The sequence below is a fragment of the Paenibacillus sp. J31P316 genome (genome assembly GCF_056269105.1).
Window position 1 is genome coordinate 169,266 of the sequence record NZ_JBWDNI010000002.1, and the last position, 21,288, is coordinate 190,553.

Consider the following 21,288-nt stretch of genomic DNA (forward strand, 5'->3'; position numbering starts at 1 on the left):
CGCCCTCCTATTCCTTGATCGCGCCGATCATGACGCCTTTGACGAAGAAACGCTGCAAATACGGATACAGAATCAGGATCGGACCCGTGGCGACGATGATCGTCGCGTACTTGATCGTCATGGCGATCTGCAGCTTGTCGCCGCCCGAATCGGCCGTCATGCTGTCGGTGCTGTTGCTGATCAGAATTTCACGCAGAATAAGCTGCAGCGGGTATCGGTCGCGGTCCCGCAAATAGATGAGCGCGTTAAACCAGGAATTCCAATGCGCCACGCCGTAGAACAGAATCATGACGGCGACGACGGGCATGGACAGCGGCAATACGATTCTGAATAGAATGGTCATGTCGTTGGCTCCGTCCAGCCGCGCCGATTCCTCCAGGCTGACGGGGACGGACTGGAAGGCCGTTCGCATGATAATCAAATTGAAGGTGTTCATCGCCACGGGGAAGATCAGCGCCCATAAGCTGTCCAGCATCCCCAGCCCGTTCACGAGCATATAGTTCGGGATAAGTCCGCCGTTGAAAAACATCGTGAAGACGATCAATAGCATGATCGGATTTTTCATCATAAAGTGCTTGCGGGACAGCACATAGGCGCCTAACGCCGTCATCGCCATGTTCACGAACGTCCCGACGGTCACGACGAACAGCGTATTCAAGTACCCGCTCTTGATAATGGGGTTGTTGAATACGGCCTTGTAGGAATCCAGATTGATGCCGCGGGGCAGCCAGAGCATGCCCCTCGTCCGGGCGATCCATGCCGGGTCGCTGAAGGAAGCGACGAGCACGTACCAGAACGGATAGAGGCAGACGAACATCAGCAGCACCATAAATACGTAATTGCAGCCGTCAAACAGCCGTTCCCGGGCCATTCCTCGGTCCATCGGACGATCGCCTCCCCTTACCAAAGCTTGGTCTCCGATACTCGCCTGCTTAGCGCGTTGGCCGCGATCAGCAGAATGAAGTTGATGACCGAATTGAACAATCCGATCGCCGCGCTGAAGCTGAAATTCGCCTCCAGAATGCCTTTGCGGTACACGTACGTGCCGATGACGTCGGCGGTGCTGTAGGTCGCCGTATTGTACATCAGAATGATCTTGTCGCTGTTGATGGACATGAGGCCGCCGATTTGGAGAATCAGCAGGATGATAATCGTCGGGCTGATGCCCGGCAGCGTGATGTGCAGATTCTGCTTGAGCCGGCTAGCTCCGTCTACCTTCGCCGCTTCGTACAGGGAGGGATCGATGCCGGCCATCGCGGCCAAGTAGATGATCGTGCCCCAGCCTGCGTTTTGCCAGACGCCCGAGCCGACGAACAGCGTCCTGAACCAACCGGCTTCGCTGAGAAACGCATGCCTGGCAAAGCCGAACTGCTCCAGTATATCGTTGACCAGACCGTCGCGAGCCAGGAAGTCGACCATCAGCCCGACCACGACGACCAACGAAATAAAGTAGGGTAAATAGGCGACCGTCTGAACGATCCGCTTGAACATCGCATTGCGCAGCTCGTTAAGCAGGAACGCCAGCACGATCGGCGCAGCGAACTGGAAGACGAGGTCGTAGCCGCTCAGCAGCAGCGTGTTGCGAATGAGACGTCCGAAGTAGAAGCCGTTGAAAAACTCCTCGAAATAACGAAAGCCCACCCACGGGCTATGCCACATGCCCGTTCCGGGCGAATAATTTTTGAATGCGATCTGAATGCCGTACATCGGCACGTAATGGAAGATTACATAGTAGAGCACGACGGGCAGTATCATGAGATAAAGATAGCGATTCATCCGAATATCCCGCAGCAATCGGTAACGGAACTTGCCGGGGTTGGGTGCGGGCGGCGCGGCGGCGGCGGGTTCGGCCTTGGCGCTAAGCTGAGGCATCGGCAATCCTCCTTGTATTCGCGTAAGGGCAGGCGTGTCGGAAGAATCCGAACGTCGAGAGGCCTGGGCAGGAGCATCCGCTCCGGGGCCACTCGCCCCGGAGCGAACCTTCCGCCGGTTATTTCGCCAGATAACGGTCATAAGCGTCCTGATACAGCTTCACGGCGTCGTCGATTCCGAGCTGCTTCAACGTCTTCTGATAATCGTCGAACTTCGTCAGCGGCTCCTGGCCCATGATGAACTTGTTCATCATCTCGCTGTTATAGGTATTCAGATCGGTCATGATGGACGCGTACTTCGCCTGTTCGTCCGCGTTCAGCAGCGCGCCCGGGAGCTCCTTCGAATGGTCGGCATCGACCCATTTCTCCATGGCGTCCGTCTGCTCCGGATCGGCATGCCACTGCCGGTCGGCGTCCGAATCCGCGGCGAACGGACCGCCCGACGTCTGCAGCGCGTAGGTCGCGAGCACCTCGGCGATGGACAATTTATTCGGGTTGTGCAGAATGAGGTCGGTGTATTTCGGCTTGCCGTCGACCATCGTGTAGCTCTCGCCTTCGACGCCGAAGTTGAAGAGCAGGGAGCCTTCCTTGCCGTAGCCGTAGTCGAGCCAGGCCGCGATTTCTTCCGGATTCTTGGCGGAAGCGGATATCGCAGAACCGTTGCCGGTGATCAATGCGCCTACCTTCGAGAGCGCCTTCTCGCCGGGCTTAAGCGACGGGAACGTCGTGCCCACCAGCTTGAAATTCGGATCCGTTTCCTTCTTCATTTGAATGTAGCTGCCGAGATTGCTTCCCGCCCAGCCGGCCATCGAGCCCAGCTGATCGTCCAGCATTTTGCCGTCCCTGATCTTGGGATCGGACGTTAAGTAGTCCTTGTCGATGAGCCCTTCCGCGTACCACTTGTTCATTAACGTCAGGAAGTCCTTGAAGGCAGGCTGCGACGGACCGAACAGTACCTTCCCGTTCTCCTGGTAGAAGCCGGGCGTAATGCCGTAGGCGCCGATGAAGGGATAGCTGCTCTCCAGATCGGTTTGCCTGTAGAAGAAGGGGATCTCATCCTTCTTGCCGTTGCCGTTCGGGTCGCCGTCGCGGAAGGCGATCAGCGTCTTCTCCCATTCGTCGATCGTGGCCGGCACCGGCAGCTTTAATTTGTCGAGCCAGTCCTTGCGGATCATCAATCCATGGTAGACGTAGATCTGCGGATCGTCGCCGATGAGCGGGAAGGCGTAAATATTGCCTTGGTCGGTAGTGATCGCTTTGCGGACGTAAGGCTTATCCTTCAGCAGCTGGGCCAGGTTAGGCGCGTACTTGTCGATCAGTTCGTTCAGCCGGAGAATTTTGCCGTCCTTGATCGCCTTGTCCGGATAGTTCGCCGCCCAGTTCGTGTAGATCACGTCCGGCAGCTTGCCCGTGGCCATCATCAGGTTGAACTGGTCCTTCGTTTGCGCTTCCCCTGCGGGAGGATGCTGGAACTCGATCTTCGTGCCCGTGATCTTCGTCAATTCCTTGTACAGGCCCATCTCGTTATAATCTTTGATCGTGACGGCGGCGCCTGTATCCATCGGCACCCAGTAGGTCAGAGAAGCCGGATACTTCGGTCCTGCGGTCGTCTGGGCGGTTGTTTCCGCGTTTGCGTTCGATGCGTCCGCATTTGCGTTCGTCCCTCCCGCGTTGGCGTTCGACGCCGGCGGACTGCTGCCCTCGTCCGCCGGCTCGTTGTTGCTGCCGCTGCACGCGGCTGTCAGACCGGCGAGCAGCGCCAGCGACAGCGCGACAGCGCTGCGTTCCTTTCTCCACATCTTGTTCATGTGATACCCTCCCGATTATGTTTTGGCCTCTCTCGGCTTGCCTTCACTATAAGGGCGGTCCAGGGCACTGAATATAGCCCATATTATAGATGCGTGATCTAAATTACGTCTTTATGTTAATTTTCTTCACACAAGATGCTTGTTACAAGTGTGGAATCCGTGGTTTATAGGCGTTTCCGACTGTCGATTCGCGTATTCGTATGTTATTTGGATAAATTTCGCTTAACTTTAATGAGATTATGTCATATTACCTAACGTAAATATATCGATACTTGAAAATCTTCATGGTTCTCGCACCGGAGCGTCTCCGCCGATCAGACGCGTAGCCGTCTCGCGCACAGCGAACTCGACCCCAGGCGCAAACGGGCTCGGCAATCCGAAGTAATAAATCGACTCCTTCGCCTCGTATCCCCCTTCGGCAAGCTGTACCTCCGTCGGGACGTAACCCACCATGCCGTTACAGTAGGCCAGCGGCAGCACGCCGGGGCTGATGCGCTTCGCATGCAGGCCGTATTCGACCACCATTTCGCCGTTCATCGTCAAAAAAGAAAGCCCTTCTGCGAGCGTAAGCAGGCTCATTCGAAGCGGCATGCTCGCGGCCGTGCGCGCCGGGCTCTCAAGCAGCAATCGGCACCAATCTCCGCTCATGCCCGGCTCCTCGCTTCCGACCAGCAGTTCCTCCTTGCTGGGCACGCGCGCGAACGGCAGCAAAGCGTAATCGCTGGCCGATACGATCGGACAGGAAGCCAACGTCTCCATCTGCCGGTCCAATGCGCCCAGCACGGCGTCGGACAACCGCTCTCCCAACCGGCATACATCGGCATCCGAGCCCCGGTAGAACTCGCCGTCCCGAATCATTGCCGGACGGATATCCCCGCAGCAGCCCTGCAGGAACGAAACGATCGCCCCGCCGCCGACCGCTTCCTCCACGCGCGCCATCGCGATGCCCGGGTACTCCGAGGAGACGAGATTGTCGTCCGTGACGGTCGGATGGCACGCATAGTGAATCATGACGCCCATCGTCCGCTTCGACTGCCTATCGCGATAACGGAGCACGATCACCTCGGGATCGAACGGCCCGTCGGGATTCGGAGCCATCGTCATCCGGTCTCCGACCCGCTTGCGGCGGTTGATGCCGATCCGGCATTCGGCCGTTCCCTTCTCGATCGAGACGGGCGACAGCGCTCGGCTCGCCTCGTCGACAGCTTCAAACAGCCGCCCCTCCATATACGCCACGTATTCGTCGTTCGCGGGATGCAGCAAATTCACCGTCCAAGGTCCGCTGTGGGTATGCGTCGCGCTAAGAATCACCGCGGAGGCAGGCATTCCGAACCGTTCTGCGAGACGGCTTTCAATGGCCTCCGCCCGCGCAGTGCTCCATGCCAAAATATCGGCCTGAACGATCAAAGCTTGCCTATCCCGTCCCGCTGCGTCGGTCTGTTTGAAGAACCAAGCCTTGACGAACAGCGGATGCGCAACCGCATCGAAATCTCCCGTACGATGGCCGAAGCCGGCCAGCGGCATCGGGGTCCGAGGCGTGATCTCCCGCCTCGCGGTTCCCAGCCACAGATCAGTCTCCGGTTTCTTTCCCGGGACGGAATCTTCCGCTTCCGATGACGCGGCTCCCTCTTCAGCCGCCGATTCCATTCCCATCTTCATCCCCAGCTCCTTCCCCGCCTGGCTGTTCTCACTATATAAAGCGCATTCACAGCTTGAAAATAGTCGGTTTTACTCCTGGATGAACCGGATTACGCATCGCTATTAAAATCCTCGATTCCATCTATAAAGCAAACCTAAAACCTCGTCAGACTGGACCGAAACCCTCGCCGGAGCAGACAAAAAAACCTCGCCGGGTCAGGCGAGGCTCCCTTGTCCTCTTAAGGAATGTCTATCGTCTGCGCTGACTGCGCGTTCCGCGGCAAGGCTGAGTGACCGTTTCTCGATTCCGGGCTTCGCGAATGCTTCCCCCCAACCCGTGTGCCCCATTATTCCGCCGTATTCGCGAGCGAATTCCCGCCGGCCATCATTTCCCGATACTTCCCGGGAGGCACGCCCTCCGCCTTCTTGAAGAAACGGACGAAGCTGACGGCATTGGCATAGCCGAGCCGCAGGGCGATGTCTCCGACGGTGACCGAAGGATCGCTCAGCAGCCGTTTGGCTTCCCGAATGCGCACGGCCGCGATATAATCGGTAATATTCTCGCCGCTGTGCTTCTTGAAGAAGGTGGAGAGGTACTGCAGGCTGATGTTGAAATGATCCGCCATTGTCGACAGGCTCAAATCGCTGTCATTGTAGTGCTCGTTGATATAGTGGCAGATTCGGGAGTGAAGCCGGTCGCCGTGCACGGTCTTGTCTTCTTTGTTGATCAGGCAAATCCGGCGGTACAATTCCTTGATCTCCTGCATCATGTCCTCCGCCGTCGCATATTCAGCGATGACCTTCGCCGGATCGATATCTCGCCAGAACGGCTTCTTGTCCGGCAGCTGCAGGCTGTTCATGACCTTCACGACCGTGCTGAGCAGATCGATCACGAGGAACTTCCCCATCTCCGGAGACAGGCCGTTGGACCGGAAGTTCGCTTCGTAGATGTGGTCCAGCAGCTTCTCCGCATTGCCGAAGTCGCCGCTCTTGGCATAGTTCATCAGCTGCACTTCCGATTCCAGCGGATAGTGATAGGATCGCTGCTCCAGATTTGCGATTTCTTCGTGGTAGATGACCGCGTTGGTCCCCTTGATCATCCGGTAATCAAGCGCCTCGAGCGCCTCCCGATAGCATTTGCCGATCTCCTCCACGCCTCTATGGAATTGACTGACGGCGATCGTCAGCTTGAGCTTCAGATGCCGGCCCGCGGCTTCCTGCAGCCGCTCGATAAAGGCCGCCCGCTCGCGGTACGTATGCTCCGCGGGCAATCCCGCGTTGTTCAGAACGGCGAGCCTATTGCGGTCCAGCTCCACGATATATCCCTGATCCTCCAGAAGTTCAACGCATAGCTCCGACAGCATCACTCGGACGCTGGCCCATTCCTTCTCCGTGTCTTCCCGGATCAGTCCTCGCCCGTCCTCGACCTCCAGCAGAATGACGCCGAAGTATTCATGGTCGAACCGTATGCCCATGAAATGAAACGAATCCTCCCCGAGCGCCGACACTTCGATCTGCCCTTTGATCAGCCGGGACAAGAAATTCGCCTGGATGACGGGCGCCTGCTGGGTGAGCGTCTGCTTCAGCTGGTTTCGCTCGCCCAAAGAATGCAGGAAGGACTGCTTGATATAATCGTATTCGTTGTCGTCCCCCCTGCGCGCCGCGTCGTTGTCCAGCATGATCGTTCGGACGACGTCGCGAATCGGACTGTAATTGCGGTAAGCCATAATATACGAAGCGATGATTCCAGCGGCCAAGCACAGCAGCAGCAGCGTGATCGCCAAGTTTTTCACGTCCAGGACCTGCGCGAGCACCGTCTGCTTCGGTACGACGGACACGTACTTCCATCCGTTCTGGCCCGTCGCGTAGCTGAGCATCATGTCTTTGCCGTCTCGCTCGAAGGACAAGTCGCTGTACCCGCTCGTATGGCCGAGCTTGGCGAGCAGCTCCGGGCCGAGCGTCGAATCCCGGTCGGTGGACAGGATGATCTGCCCGTTGTCGTCCAGGATATAGATCGAGCCGCTGTTCACTTTCTCGATCTGCGAGATCAGGCGTTCGAATTCCTCCTCCTTGATGAACACGACCAGATAGCCGTTGACGTTTTCTTTCTCGCCCAGGGGCAGCGACTGGATATAAGTAATGACATTGCTGGTCCTCTCTCCCTCCTTGATGGAGGTGACAGGCAAGTAAGTTTTGTCCCGGTTGCCGGACAGGAGGTGGCTCTTAATCCAGTCCGGGCTTTTTTCGTCGTAGACGAGCACCTTATTGAAGAAAAACGCCGAGCTCGACTTGGCGGACGTATTCAATACCGTATCCGTGTTTTTGAAATAGACGAAGAAGCTGTCAATAAAACTGCTGACCTTGTTGACATTCCGCAAATCCTTCATGATGTCGACCAGATTGAACTGGCTCTTGATGTAGTCGTTCTCGTAATTGCTGAGCGCCCATTGCAGCTTCGGATTAAAGGCGAGCTGCACGGAGAGGCTGTCGATCTCGTTAAGACGGTCCTCCGCGACCAGCCTGATCTGATCGAGCAGCCCCTGATTCGTACGGTTCGCATTGTCCGCCATGATATGCTCGACGCGGTGGTACAGATAGGTGCCGATCGCCACGGGCAGGAGAAGAATTGCGATATAGGAGACGAGGAGCGCGAGGAAAATGCTCTTTCTATGGTTTGCTTTCCGCAGCAGGTTCATCGCTTATCCCTCCCGGATCAGATGATTCAGCTCGCTTGCATCCCGGATCAATTGCTCCGTGTCGCCGTCTTTCACAAACTCCAGCAAAGCATAGCGCTGCCGCGATTCCGAGACGGGCAAGGCGTCCAGATACCGCCGCCATTCCGCCTTGCCAGCTTCCAGCGGCAGCTGCCGTCGTCCTGCGCCGTATTGAAACACATGGATATTCGATAGCCAAGGGGATAAACCGGTCAGCGCACGAAGGTTGTCGTCCGGACTCGCTTCGAGCTCAGGCTGCCAGTACATGAAAAGATTATCGAGGTTGACGGATCGCATAAGACGAATCGAGGACAGAAGCGTATCCGTCAAGGTGCCGGCATGATATTCGAAGGAAAGGGAGATTCCGCGCTGCCGCGCCAGTTCCGCCAGCTGCCGCGTCTCCTCCGTCAGCTTGCTTATCCACGCCTCGTCCGACTCCGCCGAGCCGAGATTTCCTGCCCAGACTCGGACGTTCGGAGCGCCCAAACAGGCCGCCGTATCCAGGATCAAGGGAAAATCGCGGTCGATGCCCACTTTGAAATAGGAGCCGTAGGAAGCGACGCGAAGTCCCGCCGATTCCGTCAGGTCGCGAACATGTCCGGCTCGCTCGAAGTCGCCGGGCGGCACGTGGACGTCTCCGCCCCATTCGATGGCCTGCAGGCCGGCTCTTGCCGTCAGCGATACGATTTCGGCGGCGGACAGCGAACGAAAGGTAACCGATACGATTCCGGTCAATAAGATACGATCAACCCCTTTCATCGTCGAGCAAGGAGCTTACGGACGGGCAATGGCGTTATACACGCATTTTAAAACATTCGGGACGGCTTAAAAAGGGGGAATTCCGCTGCCATGCCGCATTCGGCATACCGCCGTCACCTACTTTTTGCGAAACAGGCTCCAGCCTCCCAGCTCCGGGGGGTTGCCCGGATCGTCCTCCAACAGCTCCCGGTAATGGACGGCCGCCTTGCGATAAGCCAGCGCATACCGCTCGATAACCGACGGCCTGTAATGCTTGAACCAGGGAATGCTGAATACTTTGGCGGCGATCGACTCGCTCACCGGCAAAGTATCGTCAAGCAGCCGGACGTCCCGCGCGGCGCCGGCGATCCGCGTCGGCGTGCCATGGCCGAACACGTCGGCCGTCTGAAGCAGCGCGTGCTTGTGCAGCGGAAGATTGCAGCCCGGATGGCAGTTGTCGACGCCTTCCGCGCGGACCGCCTCGCAAAATCTTGTCACCGACAGGCCGCCGAGCTCCTCGGAATGGTAATGGCCGCGCGCCGCATACCACGCACCTGTCCGGATGCCGCTGTTCTTTGCCGGACGATGCGCGCGAATGCCCGGCACATCCTCGAGCAAATCCCAGAAATAATTCATCGCCCGGTCGATCTCCCCATGACGCTCCGGATAATGCTTCAACTGTACGCGGCCGACGGCCGAGCTGACCTGATGCATGCGGTATTTGTACCCGCCGAGCGGCAGGTCCCGATATGGCCGAAGCTCCGGGCTCTCGACCTCTTCGTTGAAACGGTCGTAATGCCCCAGCGCGATCGCCCGCTCATAGATCGTCCGGTCGCCCGTGACCAGCATGCCCCCCTCTCCAGCCGCCAGCGCTTTGCCCGCCATGAGGGACATGGCACCGACATCGCCGACCGTTCCGAGCGGGCGGCCTTTGTAGAACCCGCCGTGCGCGTGGGATACGTCCTCGATGACCTTCAGGTTATGGCGGCCGGCGATATCCATGATCGCATCCATGTCGGCGGGATGCCCGAGGTAATGCACGACCATAATGGCTTTGGTCCGTTCGCCGATGCGATGCTCGATATCGCCCGGATCGAGGCATAGCGTGACCGGATCGATATCGGCGAAGACGACCGTTGCCCCGAGAGAATAGGCCTGCAGGGCGGAGGCCCAGTATGTAATGCTGGGTCCGATGATCTCATCGCCGGCCCCCAGTCCGCATCCGTACATGGCGGCCTGCAGCGAAGCCGTGCCGTTATTGAAAGCAAGGGCGTAAGGAACATCAAGCCACCGGCGGAAATCGTCCTCGAACTGCTTCGTTATTTCTATCCCGGACATGGCCCCTCTTCTCAGCACGTCCAGCGCTGCCGCCTCGTCCTCTTCCGTTATGATCGGCCAAGCGAACATATCTCTTGGATCGGCCGTGACGGCTCTCGTCCCTCCGAACAGCGCCAGCCGCTCTGCATGGCTCATCGTGTCACCGCTCCTTCGCATCCTTCGAGCCCTGCGCCGGCACGAAATTTCAACGTTTCCCGTATCGAACGGCAGCGCAGAATCGGTTAATACCCCTACTATAGCCAAGAATTCGGCCTATTGCCTATAGTCCGATTTAAAGATTGACCGATCCGATTATGGATTTTCCGCAGCTATTCTCACATCAACCTGACAAAACAAGCGAGAGCGGCGATACGCCTTCTTAAAGTTCGCCCGGGCGCGCTGCGTGCAAGTTGCGGCCAAAGGTCATACGCCACGGACTGCGCCATTTTGAATTCCTAAGACGAATGGTGGGCCAGCCGCTGATTCCGCGTATACAAAAACCGCGGGCAGTACCCCCGCGGTTTCCTATCGTCATTGCGCGATCGCAGCCGGTCATCATTGCGCATGGCCCTTCGGCAATTAAGCACCGCTGCCGTTGCAATACGCATCGTTCAGCGCGATAAGCTCTTGCCGGCTTCACATGCCGCTCGTCGGCTTGTATCTCCCCGGCGCGAGCACGAACGAAATCGTCATGTCAGGTTCCGTCAATGTCCCGATTGGTCATGCGGGACGGCAACCGTCGCGGTGCCTGTCGTCCGGTTCCCCGCACGGTCGGCGGCCGTGTACGTGATCGTATAGATCCGGCCCTTCACGGCCTTCAGCGAGAATGAGGTCGCAGCGGTGCCGATCTGCGCGTCGATGTCTCCCGTCGCGTCAGGCACGTTGCTCACGATCGAAGTCAAGATCACGGAGACGAGCCCCGATCCTCCCGCGTCGCTCGCGTTAACGGTTACGTTCACTTTCGTCATCTTTTTGTTGGGCGGCCAAATCTCCGTCCGGTCGGGCAGAAGACTCAGCGCCGGCGCAGTCTTATCAATCGAGACCTCAAGGGATCGGACCGCCTCCTCGTTGCCCGCTTGGTCGACGGAACGATATTCCAGCAGGTTGGCGCCTTCCTGGTTGATCAGAATGGGTTCGGAATAGGCGACCCAGTTCTCACTGCCGTTAAGCCGATATTCCGTGCGCGCCACGCCGGAATCCTGGTCCTCCGCGGTCAAAGCGACTTCCGCGTCCGACGCGAGCCATCCGCCCGAAACCGGCGGCGTCATCGCGACCGTCGTGACCGGAGGCTCGGCGTCGGTCGTCTCGCCTTCGATCTGCATATCAAGGCTGGATATGACGGCCTTGACCGGGAGCTTGCCCGCGCCGGAGAACAGGCCGATGCCCGCGAGGAAGCTGCCCCCGCCGAATTCGACGGTCGTCGAGCCGATCGATATCCACTGTTCGTCCTTGTTGTAATAGCCCGTGACGGTATCGCCTTCCTTGACCAGTCTCATCCGGAACGGAGCATCGATGTTCTTGCCGGCGTAATCCAGCGCCAGTCCCGTCGCGGAACCCCAGTATTTCTGCTGGGCCGGCGGTTTCTGCGCGTCGAGGATGCTCTCCTCGTTGCGGAACACGAACCGCAGCACCTTGCCGGTGGCGTCCGTGCGGAAATGAACGTGCTTGGAATCGCCGGCGTCTTGAGCCCGGATCATGAGACCGACGGAAGCGGGATCGCCCGAGCTGAGCGAGTCGATCGTCGCGGTCAGCGTCACCTTCGCGTTCGGGTTGTTCAGGGTATGGCTTTGGCTGAGATAGACGAAGTCGTCGGACGTATTCCACACGTTGTCGCCCGTGCCGACGAGCGAGATCGTGCCGTTATCCTCGGTCGCGAAGCCTCTTCCGTTCGTACCGTACGTTCGGACGGACCATCCGTTCACGTCCTCCGGCGTCCCTTGCGGGAATACGGTCACGACCTGCGTATCCGCCTTGGTCACGCCGCCGAGCGTTGCCAGCGCGGTTATCGTTACCTGCCCCGGCGCGAGAGCCGTGAACGAGGCGGCGGAATTCGATACGCCGTCGATGCTCAGCACGCCGGCGTCGCTCGAGGTGAACGAGATGTCCGCGGCGGACAGGTCTGCCGCTTGATCGTTCTGCAAGATTCCGGATAGCGGAAGCGTGCCCGGGTCGCCGACCGTATACACCGGATTCGGCGCTTCGATCCGGACTTCCTTCAGCGAGGACAAGTCGACGCCGGGATCGAACGCCGTCGCCTCGATGACGCCGGAATCGTCCGCGTACGAGATGCCCTGGGCATTGCCGGGCTTGTAGATGCGGACGCGCGCGTCCGTATTCGTCGCGCCCGTGCGGAACGGGATCTCGATCTTGGTGTAAGCCGTGCTGTCGGTAGACAGATCGATCGCGGTGCCGCCGTAATTCAACACGCCGGCGACGATTCGTTCATTGGTCGTATTCGGGGCGTTCATGACCCATGCCACGAACTTGTAGTCCGTATTCGGCTTAAGCCCCGTCACCTTCTGCTCGACGCCTCCGCCCGGTGCCAGCATCAAGCGCTTGCTCTTGCCCCGATACTCTTGGGGAGGCGAATTGGGAACGTCGACGAAGCTGTTGGCGGAGGCGCTGGACCACAGCAGCCATCCGGTTCCGCCGTTCTCGAACCCGTTATTCTTGATCAGGTTCATATACGGCGTATTCACTTGCGTAAACAAAGGATTCGGCGGATTGTCCAAGTCCGCTCCGGCCGTCCAGTCCGTGCCTCCGAATTCGTAGGCGCCCGCGTCAGGAGCCGATCCGGCATAGACGTCGGCGATTCCCGGAATGACGGCGCCCGCGTTGATGGCGGTAGAACCGGCCGTGAGGCGGTAATTGCCTCCCGCCGCGTTCGCGAAGCCCACTCCGGAACCGGAGAGGATGTTGAATCCGCTCGATGTGTCGCTCGTGAGCGAGACGCTGCCCGTGAAGATGTTGTTGTACACCCGCGTCCCGAAGAGCTCCTGGTTGTAAGGCGCGTTGCCCCAATACCCGATGCTGGTCAGGTCGTTGTTCGCGACCGTGTTGTTGTAGATCAGCCGATAATTGCCCGGCGTGTTCAACTGAATGCCGACGTTGTTGTCGTAGATGACGTTATGATGCACCACGGCGTTATTGGAGAAATTGTCGAAGTATAACCCGACGCTCATGTCCGTGCCCCTGCTGTCGTGGATCAGATTATGGGCGATCTCGCTGTTGCCCATGTCCGTGCCCCAGCTGTAGATCAAGGCACCGTCCCGCGACAGCCACATGCCGTCGTAGATGTCGTTGTACTGGATCTTGGCGCTTCCGGTTCTCCAATAGATGTTATACCGTCCGGAATTGTAAATGTCGTTGTTGCTGATCAGGTTCTCCGAGCCGCTCGTCAGCTTGATCAGCGGATCGTAGGAAGCCATGTAGCTTCCGTCGTGGACGATGTTGTTCACGACCCGGTTATTGGATCCGTCGATATTAATCAGCGTACCCGAGGAATAGGCGATCTCGCTGTTCTTGATTTCGTTGTTGCTGCCCGAGACGTTGATTCCGTTCGTCAATTGGTGTTGAACGGAGGTGCCGTGCGACTCGGTCGAGGTATACAGATACAGCGCCTCTATCCGGTCGAGGACGTTGCTGCTGGCGCCGTTGTCGATGTGGATGCTGCCGCCGACCGTCCGGATGCCGGCAAGACGAATGTACGATAAGCCGCTCAGATCGAAGACGGTCAATCGCTTCTTCGCTTCGATGCCGGTCGGAACGCCGCCGCCCGGAGCCCAGAGATACACTTTCCCGGCAGCTCCGTCGACGTACCATTCATTCGGAGCGTCCAGCTCGCCGAGCAGCCCGCTTAAGTAGAAGGTCGTGCCCGCCTCGGGATCCATGTAATCGAAGCTGTTCTGTATGGGATTGAACGTCAGCTTATGGCTCGTCTGATCGTAGCCGGTCACCTTGGTCGATTGCGCGACGTAGGCGTCTCCTCCCCGTTCCCAGAGCGTGGCCCCCGTCCAATACCCGCTGGGCTCCGTCAAAGCGGAGCTGACGAGCGTCGTCGCCGAACCGCCGGTAGCGGTCGCAACGCCCTGCTGAAGCGCTTGCAAGTTATGGGCTCCGATATTCGGCCAGCGAGCTTCCCATAACGGCGAGAATCCGCCGCTTCCGCTCGCCAGCAGCTGATTCTGTTCCTTGAGATCCCAGCTCAGGCTAGCGACGTAGATCGAACCGGCGTACGGCGTCCAGCCGCCGATCGGTTCCATGGCGCTGACCGTGACGTCCGCGCCGGGAGCCGCCGCGAACGTAATCGGCTGTCCGGACTGGCCGCTGCGCGCCGGCTTGACCGTCTCCCGGTAGGTTCCCGACTCGATGAGACAGGTATCTCCCGGCTGCGCGACCTGCGCGCAATAGGAAATCGTTCTGAAAGGGGTGCTTGCGGATCCGTTCGCGGCGTCGCTTCCGCTCGTCGCGACATGATAGTCAGTCCCTGCCGCGTAGGCCGTCTGCGCTGCAGGCAAGGCAGCCGGGAGCAATGAAGCAGCCAATATAAGTCTCCATATCCCTCCCGACACTCTCGACGCTTTCGAATTCTTGAACAAGTTGAAACCTCCTCATAAAGGAATAGTGGGCGATGCCACGCTACTCACTCTATCAGGATGAAGCCGGACCGGAAGTGCAAAATCCATACTTTCCGGCATTCCGGCGCTCCACGATGGATACTTTCTTGCATTTTTCCATTACGATCCGACCGATTTCTTGATTCGGTAGTCCTTGGGCGTCGTGCCGAACCGTTTCTTGAACAGTTTGAAAAAATAACTTTGCGAGCTGAAGCCGACTTTCTCCGAAATCTCGTACACCTGCAGCCGGTCGTTCTCCAGCAGAACGACCGAATTCAGCATCCGCACTTCGTTGATGTAATCGGCGACGGAGATCGTCTCGTACTTTTTGAAGATCCTCCCTACGTAGACCGGCGACATCTTAAGCAAATCGGCTATCTCCTGCAGGCTCAGGTTCGGGTCCGAATAGTTGGCTTGGACGACCTCCTTGATTGTGTCCAGAATGACTTGGAATTTGTTCTCCGCGAGTTGCTTCTGATCGACGAACAGCGCGTCCAGCAGCGTCCTGTAGGCTTCGAAGATCTCGTCCAGCGTCTCGTTCTCGAAGACCAGCCGGTCGATCTGGCGCAGGTCGACCAGAAGAGGCGTCAGCTTGTTCTGGTTGATCTCGCGAATCGTCTGTTTAATGAGAATGCCCAGATGAAGCACAGCCTGGACGACCGCGTCGTAGCTCATGGCCTCGACCGATTCTCGAATGAGGTCCAGCTCCAGCAGCACTTGTTCACGCTTGTTCGAACGGACCGCGTCGACGAATCGCTTCTCCAGCGCTTGCGGAATCTGAGACTCGCCGTTCTCCAGAATCCGCTCCACCATCCGAGGGGTGATAACCGATCCGAAGCCGAAGTTCATCTTATACGGCAAGTAGTCTAGCGCGCGCTCGTAATGAAGCGTCAGATCGCCGTAATGAGAAATCCGATCGCTCAAGGAAACCGTGAACGTAATGCCGTAATATTCCTTGACGACCTTCTGAACCCGGTTCAGCAGCGACGTCAGCCGCGGATAGATGCCTTCTCCGAGCTCCCCCGTCTCTACCAGCAGGATTAGGTGCTCGCCCCGAAGATTGACGATGCCCGACCGCAGCTCTTCCGATAGAATCTCGAGCGCGATATTGGAAATCGCGAATTGCAGAAGCTGCAAATCGGACGCTCCCAGTCTCGCTTTATGCTTGTCGTACTGGTCGATCTTAAGCACGCCGACCGCGCTCTCCCGGGTCAAATCCGTTTGCACGTAAGAACGGACGACGCATTCGTGCCAGTCCTCGGACGTGAACGACGAGCTCGCGGTGATCAGCTTGCGAAGATAATAAGACTCGATGATGTTCTCGTTGTCTTCCTGCCGGGATCGATCCCGGGTCATCCGTTCGATCATTTGGCTGTAGATGCGCGAGATATAGCCAAGCTCGTCCGTCTCCTCCAGAAGCAGGTCCGCGCTCTCTCCTTCGCCAGGTAGCCGCTGCGTCTGCTTGAGCAGCACGTTAATCGGGGAATAAAGCCGTTTCGTGATGAAGAGGGAAGCGAGTGCCGCCAGGACGAAACAGATAATCGCCACCGTGAAGAAGATCGCCTTCAATTGCCCGACTGCCCTCATCACGTGCGCGTAGGGCTCGACGTCGACGATCACCCAATCGACGGAAGGATTGACCATGTAGTTGACGATTTGTTTGTTGCCCCCGTAAGCATGCGTGAACTGCGCCACCTCGCGCTGCGACGACTCCAGCTGCCGATTGACCTCGCTTCGGATCGCGGCAAACTCGCCGCTTCCCTCTCCGGACGGACTGTACATGTCCTTGTTCTGATCGAGGATGAAGATCTGGTTGGAAGAACCGTCCGTAGCCGCGCGGTCGTTCAGCAGATCCAGCTTCTCGAACAGCCACTCGGGCTGGATATTGACGATAAGCACGCTCTCCGACTTGGAATAGGCGTCCGAGGAGTCGTACAGGAACAGGGAGAACACTTCCTCCTTCCGTTCCGGATGCTTCGCGTCGGGCGTGAATTCGACGGGCATGAGCTGCATTTTGTAAAGGGGACGCTTGCCGTCCAAATAATCTTTCATGATCGGCATCAGGTTGCTGCCATCGTTCGAGATATCGGAATCGCCGCCCATAAAATAGCGGTCTCGCTTGCTGTTGTAGAAAACGATCGAATGGATATACGAATTGTAGGCGATCGTCTTGTTCAGCTTGTTGATGCGCGTCGTATCCTCGAAGCGGTCTTCTTCCCTGCTGAACAGGAGATGGGCCATATCGTTGTCGTAGAAGAGAGAGATCGCGAAGTTCTTGACCGTTTCGTTCATGTAGCCGATGTTGTAGTTGATTTGGGAGAGAACCTTCTCGTTGGCTTCCCGTTGGGAAGAGAGGCTGTTTTTCTTCGAATACCAATAAGCCGACACCAGCGAAGCCAGCATGACGGCTACGATCAATAGATTGATCCAGAGCATGATTCGGAAGAGGTATTTGCGTTCCCTGTAGTTGCGAAGGTATTTATTCATAACGCCCTCTCTTTCCGATTTCGCAGGTGGATTGGATTAAGGATGGTGTCTTGTAAGCAACCATAGCAAGATTATAAACCAAAAAAAAGTGCAAGAAATGCACTTTTCTCAATTCTGGAGATGAAGTTCGGACAGAACCGTGAATGGACAGGCAGATATAGGCATCCAAATTCCATATTGTCTTCGATATAGTCTGGGAGGAGGAACGAGAGGAACGCCTTTTCCTCCGATGCTTCCCCTGCGAAATCGCAATCCTGAAGGCGCCTTCCCTTTCACGCGCCAAAGCCGAGAACGGCCGGGCGATCCCGGTCCGTTCTCGGCCGATGCGGTTGATTCGAATTCGGCTTACTTCAATCCTTTTTCTTTGAGCCAAGCGTCCAGCTGCTTCTGCGTTTCGGCCATGACGACGTCGGCGCCGGCCTTTTTGAGCTTCTCCTCGTAGATCGGCAAGTACTTCTCGGGGTCGAGCGTTCCCGTGCCGAGCGAGGCTTGGTATTCGTCGCGAACGGCCTGCATGTTGGCGATCTCCGTCTTGACGGGCTCCGAGTCGAAGGTGAATCCGCTGATTTGCGGGACGCGCGCTTCCTCGTTGACTTTGAGCGTCTGCTCGATCTTGTCGGCAGGCGCGCCTTCCGGCAGGTATTCGTTCGTTACGTTGCCGAATATCCAGTCCGTGTTCGTGAAGTAGCCCGCGTCTTGGTTAATCTTGATGAACTTGTCGTCGATCTTCGTGTAATGTTTGCCTTCGATGCCGTAGACGAGCAGATTGTACAGCTCTTTGTCGGTATTGACGAGCTGCAGGAACATCATCGCCCGCTCGGGGTTCTTGGAGGTGCGGCTGATCGCGTTCATCGTGCTCGCGGCGCCAGTGAAGACCGATTGGACCAGCGGAACCAGCACGACGTCGTTGCCGCCGTCCGCTGCCTTGAACTCGACCTCGGAGCCCGGCTTGCCGGTCACGTCGAACCAGGCGGCCGTCGTTCCCTTCTTGTAGGCGTCCGCCGCGCTCTTCAGCGTGGCCGCGTCCTCGTTGATGTAACCTTTGGTATACCAGGAATGCGCCAGCTTGTAATAGTCCCTAAGCTCGTCGGTAATGTCCGGAAGGACGGTAAAAGCGGGGTCGTCATATTTGACCGGAACCTTCGATTCAATGCCGTAGAGCAAGCCGCTGTAGAAGCCCCGGGTCGTTCCGAACGGCGTGATGCCCGGCTCGTTCTCCTTGATCGTCTTCAGGAACGGCTCCAGATCTTCGATCTTCTTGATCGAACTGACGTCGAAGTTGTATTTGTCCACGAACCGCTTCTGAAGAACAAAGCTCGGCCGGCTTGCGGAGATCTGATAGTTCGGAACGGCGAAGATCTTGCCTTCCAGCTTGGCGTCGTTCCAGAATTTCTCCTGCATCGTCGCGTACAGGTCCTTGCCGACCGTGTTCAGGAGATCATCTAGCGGGGTAAACACGCCCTTCTTCTGGTTGGTATCGAACTTGAACAGCCAGTTCGACGTCCAGATGAGGTCGAATTTCTCTCCGGATGCGACGATCGTATTCATCTTCTGCTCGTAGTTGCCGAAGTCGATCGGCTTCAGCTTGATCGTCGCGTTGATTTTGGCTTGCGTGATTTTGTTCACTTCGTCGTTGACGAGCTTTAGGTCGGCGTTCTCGGCATTCTGCGGGTAATACCAGGTCAGCTCGACCGGAGCCAGTTCGGTCTCCGAAGGCGCGTCGGATGCCGCGGCGTTCGCATTCGAACCGGAAGACGCGTTCGCATTGTTCGATTTCGCGTTAGAATTCGCGTCCGAATTGGCGTTCGAATTGGCGTCCGAGTTGGAATTCGAGTTGGAATTCGAGTTATTGCCGCAAGCGGAAGTCAGGACAAGCGCGGAGCCCAAAGCCAACGTCATCGCAAATCGCAACCCGTTTCTCTTGTTCTGTGTGTTTTCCATGGTAAAACCCTCCTTGAATGATGGTTGGAACAGCGAACTTCATTTAGAATAAGCGCTCGGATCGTCTTCCTCGCTCACCTCCTCTCCTCGTCGCGCCAAATCTCTATCGTCGGATCAGCCCTTGATGGCCCCGACCGTCAGCCCCTTGACGAAAAACCGCTGGAAGAACGGGAACACCAGCAGCATCGGTCCCGCCGAGAGGATCGCGATCGCGAATTTGGCCGACGTATTGGGAAACTTCGACATGTCGAAGTTGACCATCGCCGCCGAGAATTCGGGCCTCGAAGTAATAAAGTCAAGCGAGTTCATGGTCCGCACCAGCAAGAGCTGCAGCGGCACGAGCTTGGGGTTGTCGATGAACAGCATGGCGTTGAACCATTCGTTCCAGAAGTTGAATAGGATGAACAGCCCGAGCGTCGCGAGCGCCGGCTTCGACAAAGGGAGAATCAGGCTGGCGTAAATCCGCCATTCCCGGGCTCCCTCCACCTTGGCCGATTCGATAATCTCGTAGGGAATCTTGGACATGAACCCCTTCATGATCAGCACGTAGAACGGACTGAGCAGGCCGGGAACGATCATCGCCCAGAACGTATCCTTCAGATGCAGCCCCTGCGTCATCAAGATGTAGAAAGGAACGAGACCGCCGCTGAACAGCATGGTGAAGAACACATAGAATGATGTCACCCTGTTCAGGCCATAGTCCCGTCTGGACAGCGTGTAGCCCATCGTGGAGGTAAGGATGAGGCTCAGAATCGTGCCGATGACGCTGACCAGGATCGTCACGCCGTAGGCGCGAAGCAGCGTGTCGGGCGTCTTGAGAAAATAGTGAAAGGCGGTGGTAGACAACTTGTCCGGGATGACGCGAAAGCCGTGCTGCACGATCGACTGTTCATCCGTCAGCGAGACGATAATGATCAGCGCCAGCGGAATCAGCATCGACAGCGTCAGGCAAGCGAAAAACAGATGGATGAACAGCGTCGACCATCGGAACCCTTTGGAGCCGGGCATGGAATCATCTCCTTTCTAGAAGAGCGAGTTCTCTTCGTTGATTTTGCGAACCGTGAAGTTGGCCAGCACGACGAGAACGAAGCCGACGAACGACTGGTACAGGCCGACGGCAGAAGCCATGCTGACGTCGCCAAGCGTGCTCAGCGCCCGGTAGATGTAGGTATCGATGATGTCGGTCGTGGAATACGTCATGCCGTTGTTGTTCGGAATGAAGTAGTGAAGCCCGAAATCGCCCCTGAACATGTTCCCTACGCTGAGGATCAGCAAGATAATGATGAGCGGCGTCAGCTGGGGAAGCGTAATCTTCCGAATCATCTGCCACCTTCGGGCTCCGTCGATCCGCGCCGCCTCGTACAGCTCGGCGTCGATTCCGAGAATGCCGGCAAAGTAGACGAGCGCCGAGAAGCCGATGCTTTTCCAGAGATGGACGATGTTCAGAATATAGGGCCAGACGTGCGCGTCGAAATACCACTGCGCTTTCTCGAAGCCGAGCGCGGTAAGCCAGCCGTTCAGGAACCCGTTCTGGTGGTCGAGGAACGCCATCGTGATGTAACTGACGACGACCCAGGACAGGAAGAAGGGCAAGATCATCGCGGTCTGGTACAGCTTCAGCCATTTCCTCGAGATCTCGTGCAGCAGGATGGCGACCAATAACGCGAAGATCGTGGTCATCAGCATGTAGCTGAGGTTGTACAGAATGGTGTTGCGCGTAATTCGGAAAGCGTTCTCGCTCTTGAACAGGAATTCGAAATTCTTGAAGCCGACCCAGTCGCTTCCGAGAATGCCCTTGTCGTACTCGTAATTCTTGAAGGCGATGACGGTGCCGAACATCGGCACGTACGCCATGACAAAAATGTAGAGGACGGCGGGAAGCGAAAAGATGAAGAGTTCGATGTTTCTGCCAATAAAGCGGGTGACATTGTTTCGCCTCACGGTGGTCTGTTCCTCCTTGCCGGTATAGTAGGTTGCGGTGCCTTGATATCCACGATAACGGCCCGAGCCGGGACGAATATAGTGCAAAAACTGTACTTTCTTCTACTCGCGCGATGTTCGATGCGCACTTTCGTGCAGAATTCGGATTCAAATCCCGAAGACGCGAAAAAGCCGGGAAGATCGGGGGGATTCCCCTCTCTTCCCGGCTTTTTGCCGA

General features: G+C 57.3%; 12 protein-coding genes. All 12 read right to left on the reverse strand.

The genetic code is table 11. The features are described 5' to 3' along the window. Nucleotides 1-7 precede the first annotated feature (7 nt). The gene (locus tag AC0YNU_RS06190) at nt 8-883 is read right to left on the reverse strand and encodes a carbohydrate ABC transporter permease (RefSeq protein WP_475754320.1); all 876 of its coding nucleotides are present in this window, start codon (nt 881-883) and stop codon (nt 8-10) included. Between the two features lie 17 nt (nt 884-900). Continuing rightward, nucleotides 901-1,872 (reverse strand): ABC transporter permease, encoded by a 972-nt coding sequence (locus tag AC0YNU_RS06195; RefSeq protein ID WP_475754322.1) that lies wholly within the window; start codon nt 1,870-1,872, stop codon nt 901-903. A 118-nt stretch (nt 1,873-1,990) separates the two neighbouring features. Continuing rightward, complete coding sequence (locus AC0YNU_RS06200; RefSeq protein ID WP_475754324.1) at nt 1,991-3,679, reverse strand: type 2 periplasmic-binding domain-containing protein; 1,689 nt, start codon at nt 3,677-3,679, stop codon at nt 1,991-1,993. 282 nt (nt 3,680-3,961) lie between these two features. After that, nucleotides 3,962-5,332 carry a neutral/alkaline non-lysosomal ceramidase N-terminal domain-containing protein gene (locus AC0YNU_RS06205; protein ID WP_475754326.1) on the reverse strand — a complete coding sequence of 457 codons (1,371 nt, stop codon included), beginning with the start codon at nt 5,330-5,332 and terminating at the stop codon, nt 3,962-3,964. A gap of 332 nt (nt 5,333-5,664) precedes the next feature. Next, nucleotides 5,665-8,013, reverse strand: a complete 2,349-nt coding sequence (locus AC0YNU_RS06210) for a helix-turn-helix domain-containing protein (RefSeq protein ID WP_475754328.1) — start codon at nt 8,011-8,013, stop codon at nt 5,665-5,667. Between the two features lie 3 nt (nt 8,014-8,016). Further along, complete coding sequence (locus AC0YNU_RS06215) at nt 8,017-8,766, reverse strand: sugar phosphate isomerase/epimerase family protein (RefSeq protein WP_475754330.1); 750 nt, start codon at nt 8,764-8,766, stop codon at nt 8,017-8,019. A 141-nt stretch (nt 8,767-8,907) separates the two neighbouring features. Next, nucleotides 8,908-10,242 carry a DegT/DnrJ/EryC1/StrS family aminotransferase gene (locus AC0YNU_RS06220; protein WP_475754332.1) on the reverse strand — a complete coding sequence of 445 codons (1,335 nt, stop codon included), beginning with the start codon at nt 10,240-10,242 and terminating at the stop codon, nt 8,908-8,910. Between the two features lie 548 nt (nt 10,243-10,790). Continuing rightward, nucleotides 10,791-14,684 carry an OmpL47-type beta-barrel domain-containing protein gene (locus tag AC0YNU_RS06225; protein ID WP_475754334.1) on the reverse strand — a complete coding sequence of 1,298 codons (3,894 nt, stop codon included), beginning with the start codon at nt 14,682-14,684 and terminating at the stop codon, nt 10,791-10,793. Between the two features lie 138 nt (nt 14,685-14,822). Next, a complete protein-coding gene (locus AC0YNU_RS06230; RefSeq protein WP_475754336.1) occupies nt 14,823-17,189 on the reverse strand; it encodes a helix-turn-helix domain-containing protein in 2,367 nt (788 codons plus the stop codon). Between the two features lie 345 nt (nt 17,190-17,534). Continuing rightward, on the reverse strand, nt 17,535-19,130 hold the full coding sequence (locus AC0YNU_RS06235) for an ABC transporter substrate-binding protein (protein WP_475754338.1): 1,596 nt from the start codon (nt 19,128-19,130) through the stop codon (nt 17,535-17,537). A 114-nt stretch (nt 19,131-19,244) separates the two neighbouring features. Continuing rightward, on the reverse strand, nt 19,245-20,138 hold the full coding sequence (locus tag AC0YNU_RS06240) for a carbohydrate ABC transporter permease (protein ID WP_475754340.1): 894 nt from the start codon (nt 20,136-20,138) through the stop codon (nt 19,245-19,247). Nucleotides 20,139-20,153: 15 nt separating this feature from the next. Beyond that, complete coding sequence (locus AC0YNU_RS06245; protein WP_475754342.1) at nt 20,154-21,071, reverse strand: ABC transporter permease; 918 nt, start codon at nt 21,069-21,071, stop codon at nt 20,154-20,156. Nucleotides 21,072-21,288 lie beyond the last annotated feature (217 nt).

Excerpts from the sequence above, each read along its gene's own strand:
- AC0YNU_RS06190 (WP_475754320.1), bottom strand. The coding sequence starts at position 883 with ATGGACCGAGGAATGGCCCGGGAACGGCTGTTTGACGGCTGCAATTAC.
- AC0YNU_RS06195 (WP_475754322.1), bottom strand. The coding sequence starts at position 1,872 with ATGCCTCAGCTTAGCGCCAAGGCCGAACCCGCCGCCGCCGCGCCGCCC.
- AC0YNU_RS06200 (WP_475754324.1), bottom strand. The coding sequence starts at position 3,679 with ATGAACAAGATGTGGAGAAAGGAACGCAGCGCTGTCGCGCTGTCGCTG.
- AC0YNU_RS06205 (WP_475754326.1), bottom strand. The coding sequence starts at position 5,332 with ATGGGAATGGAATCGGCGGCTGAAGAGGGAGCCGCGTCATCGGAAGCG.
- AC0YNU_RS06210 (WP_475754328.1), bottom strand. The coding sequence starts at position 8,013 with ATGAACCTGCTGCGGAAAGCAAACCATAGAAAGAGCATTTTCCTCGCG.
- AC0YNU_RS06220 (WP_475754332.1), bottom strand. The coding sequence starts at position 10,242 with ATGAGCCATGCAGAGCGGCTGGCGCTGTTCGGAGGGACGAGAGCCGTC.
- AC0YNU_RS06230 (WP_475754336.1), bottom strand. The coding sequence starts at position 17,189 with ATGAATAAATACCTTCGCAACTACAGGGAACGCAAATACCTCTTCCGA.
- AC0YNU_RS06235 (WP_475754338.1), bottom strand. The coding sequence starts at position 19,130 with ATGGAAAACACACAGAACAAGAGAAACGGGTTGCGATTTGCGATGACG.
- AC0YNU_RS06240 (WP_475754340.1), bottom strand. The coding sequence starts at position 20,138 with ATGCCCGGCTCCAAAGGGTTCCGATGGTCGACGCTGTTCATCCATCTG.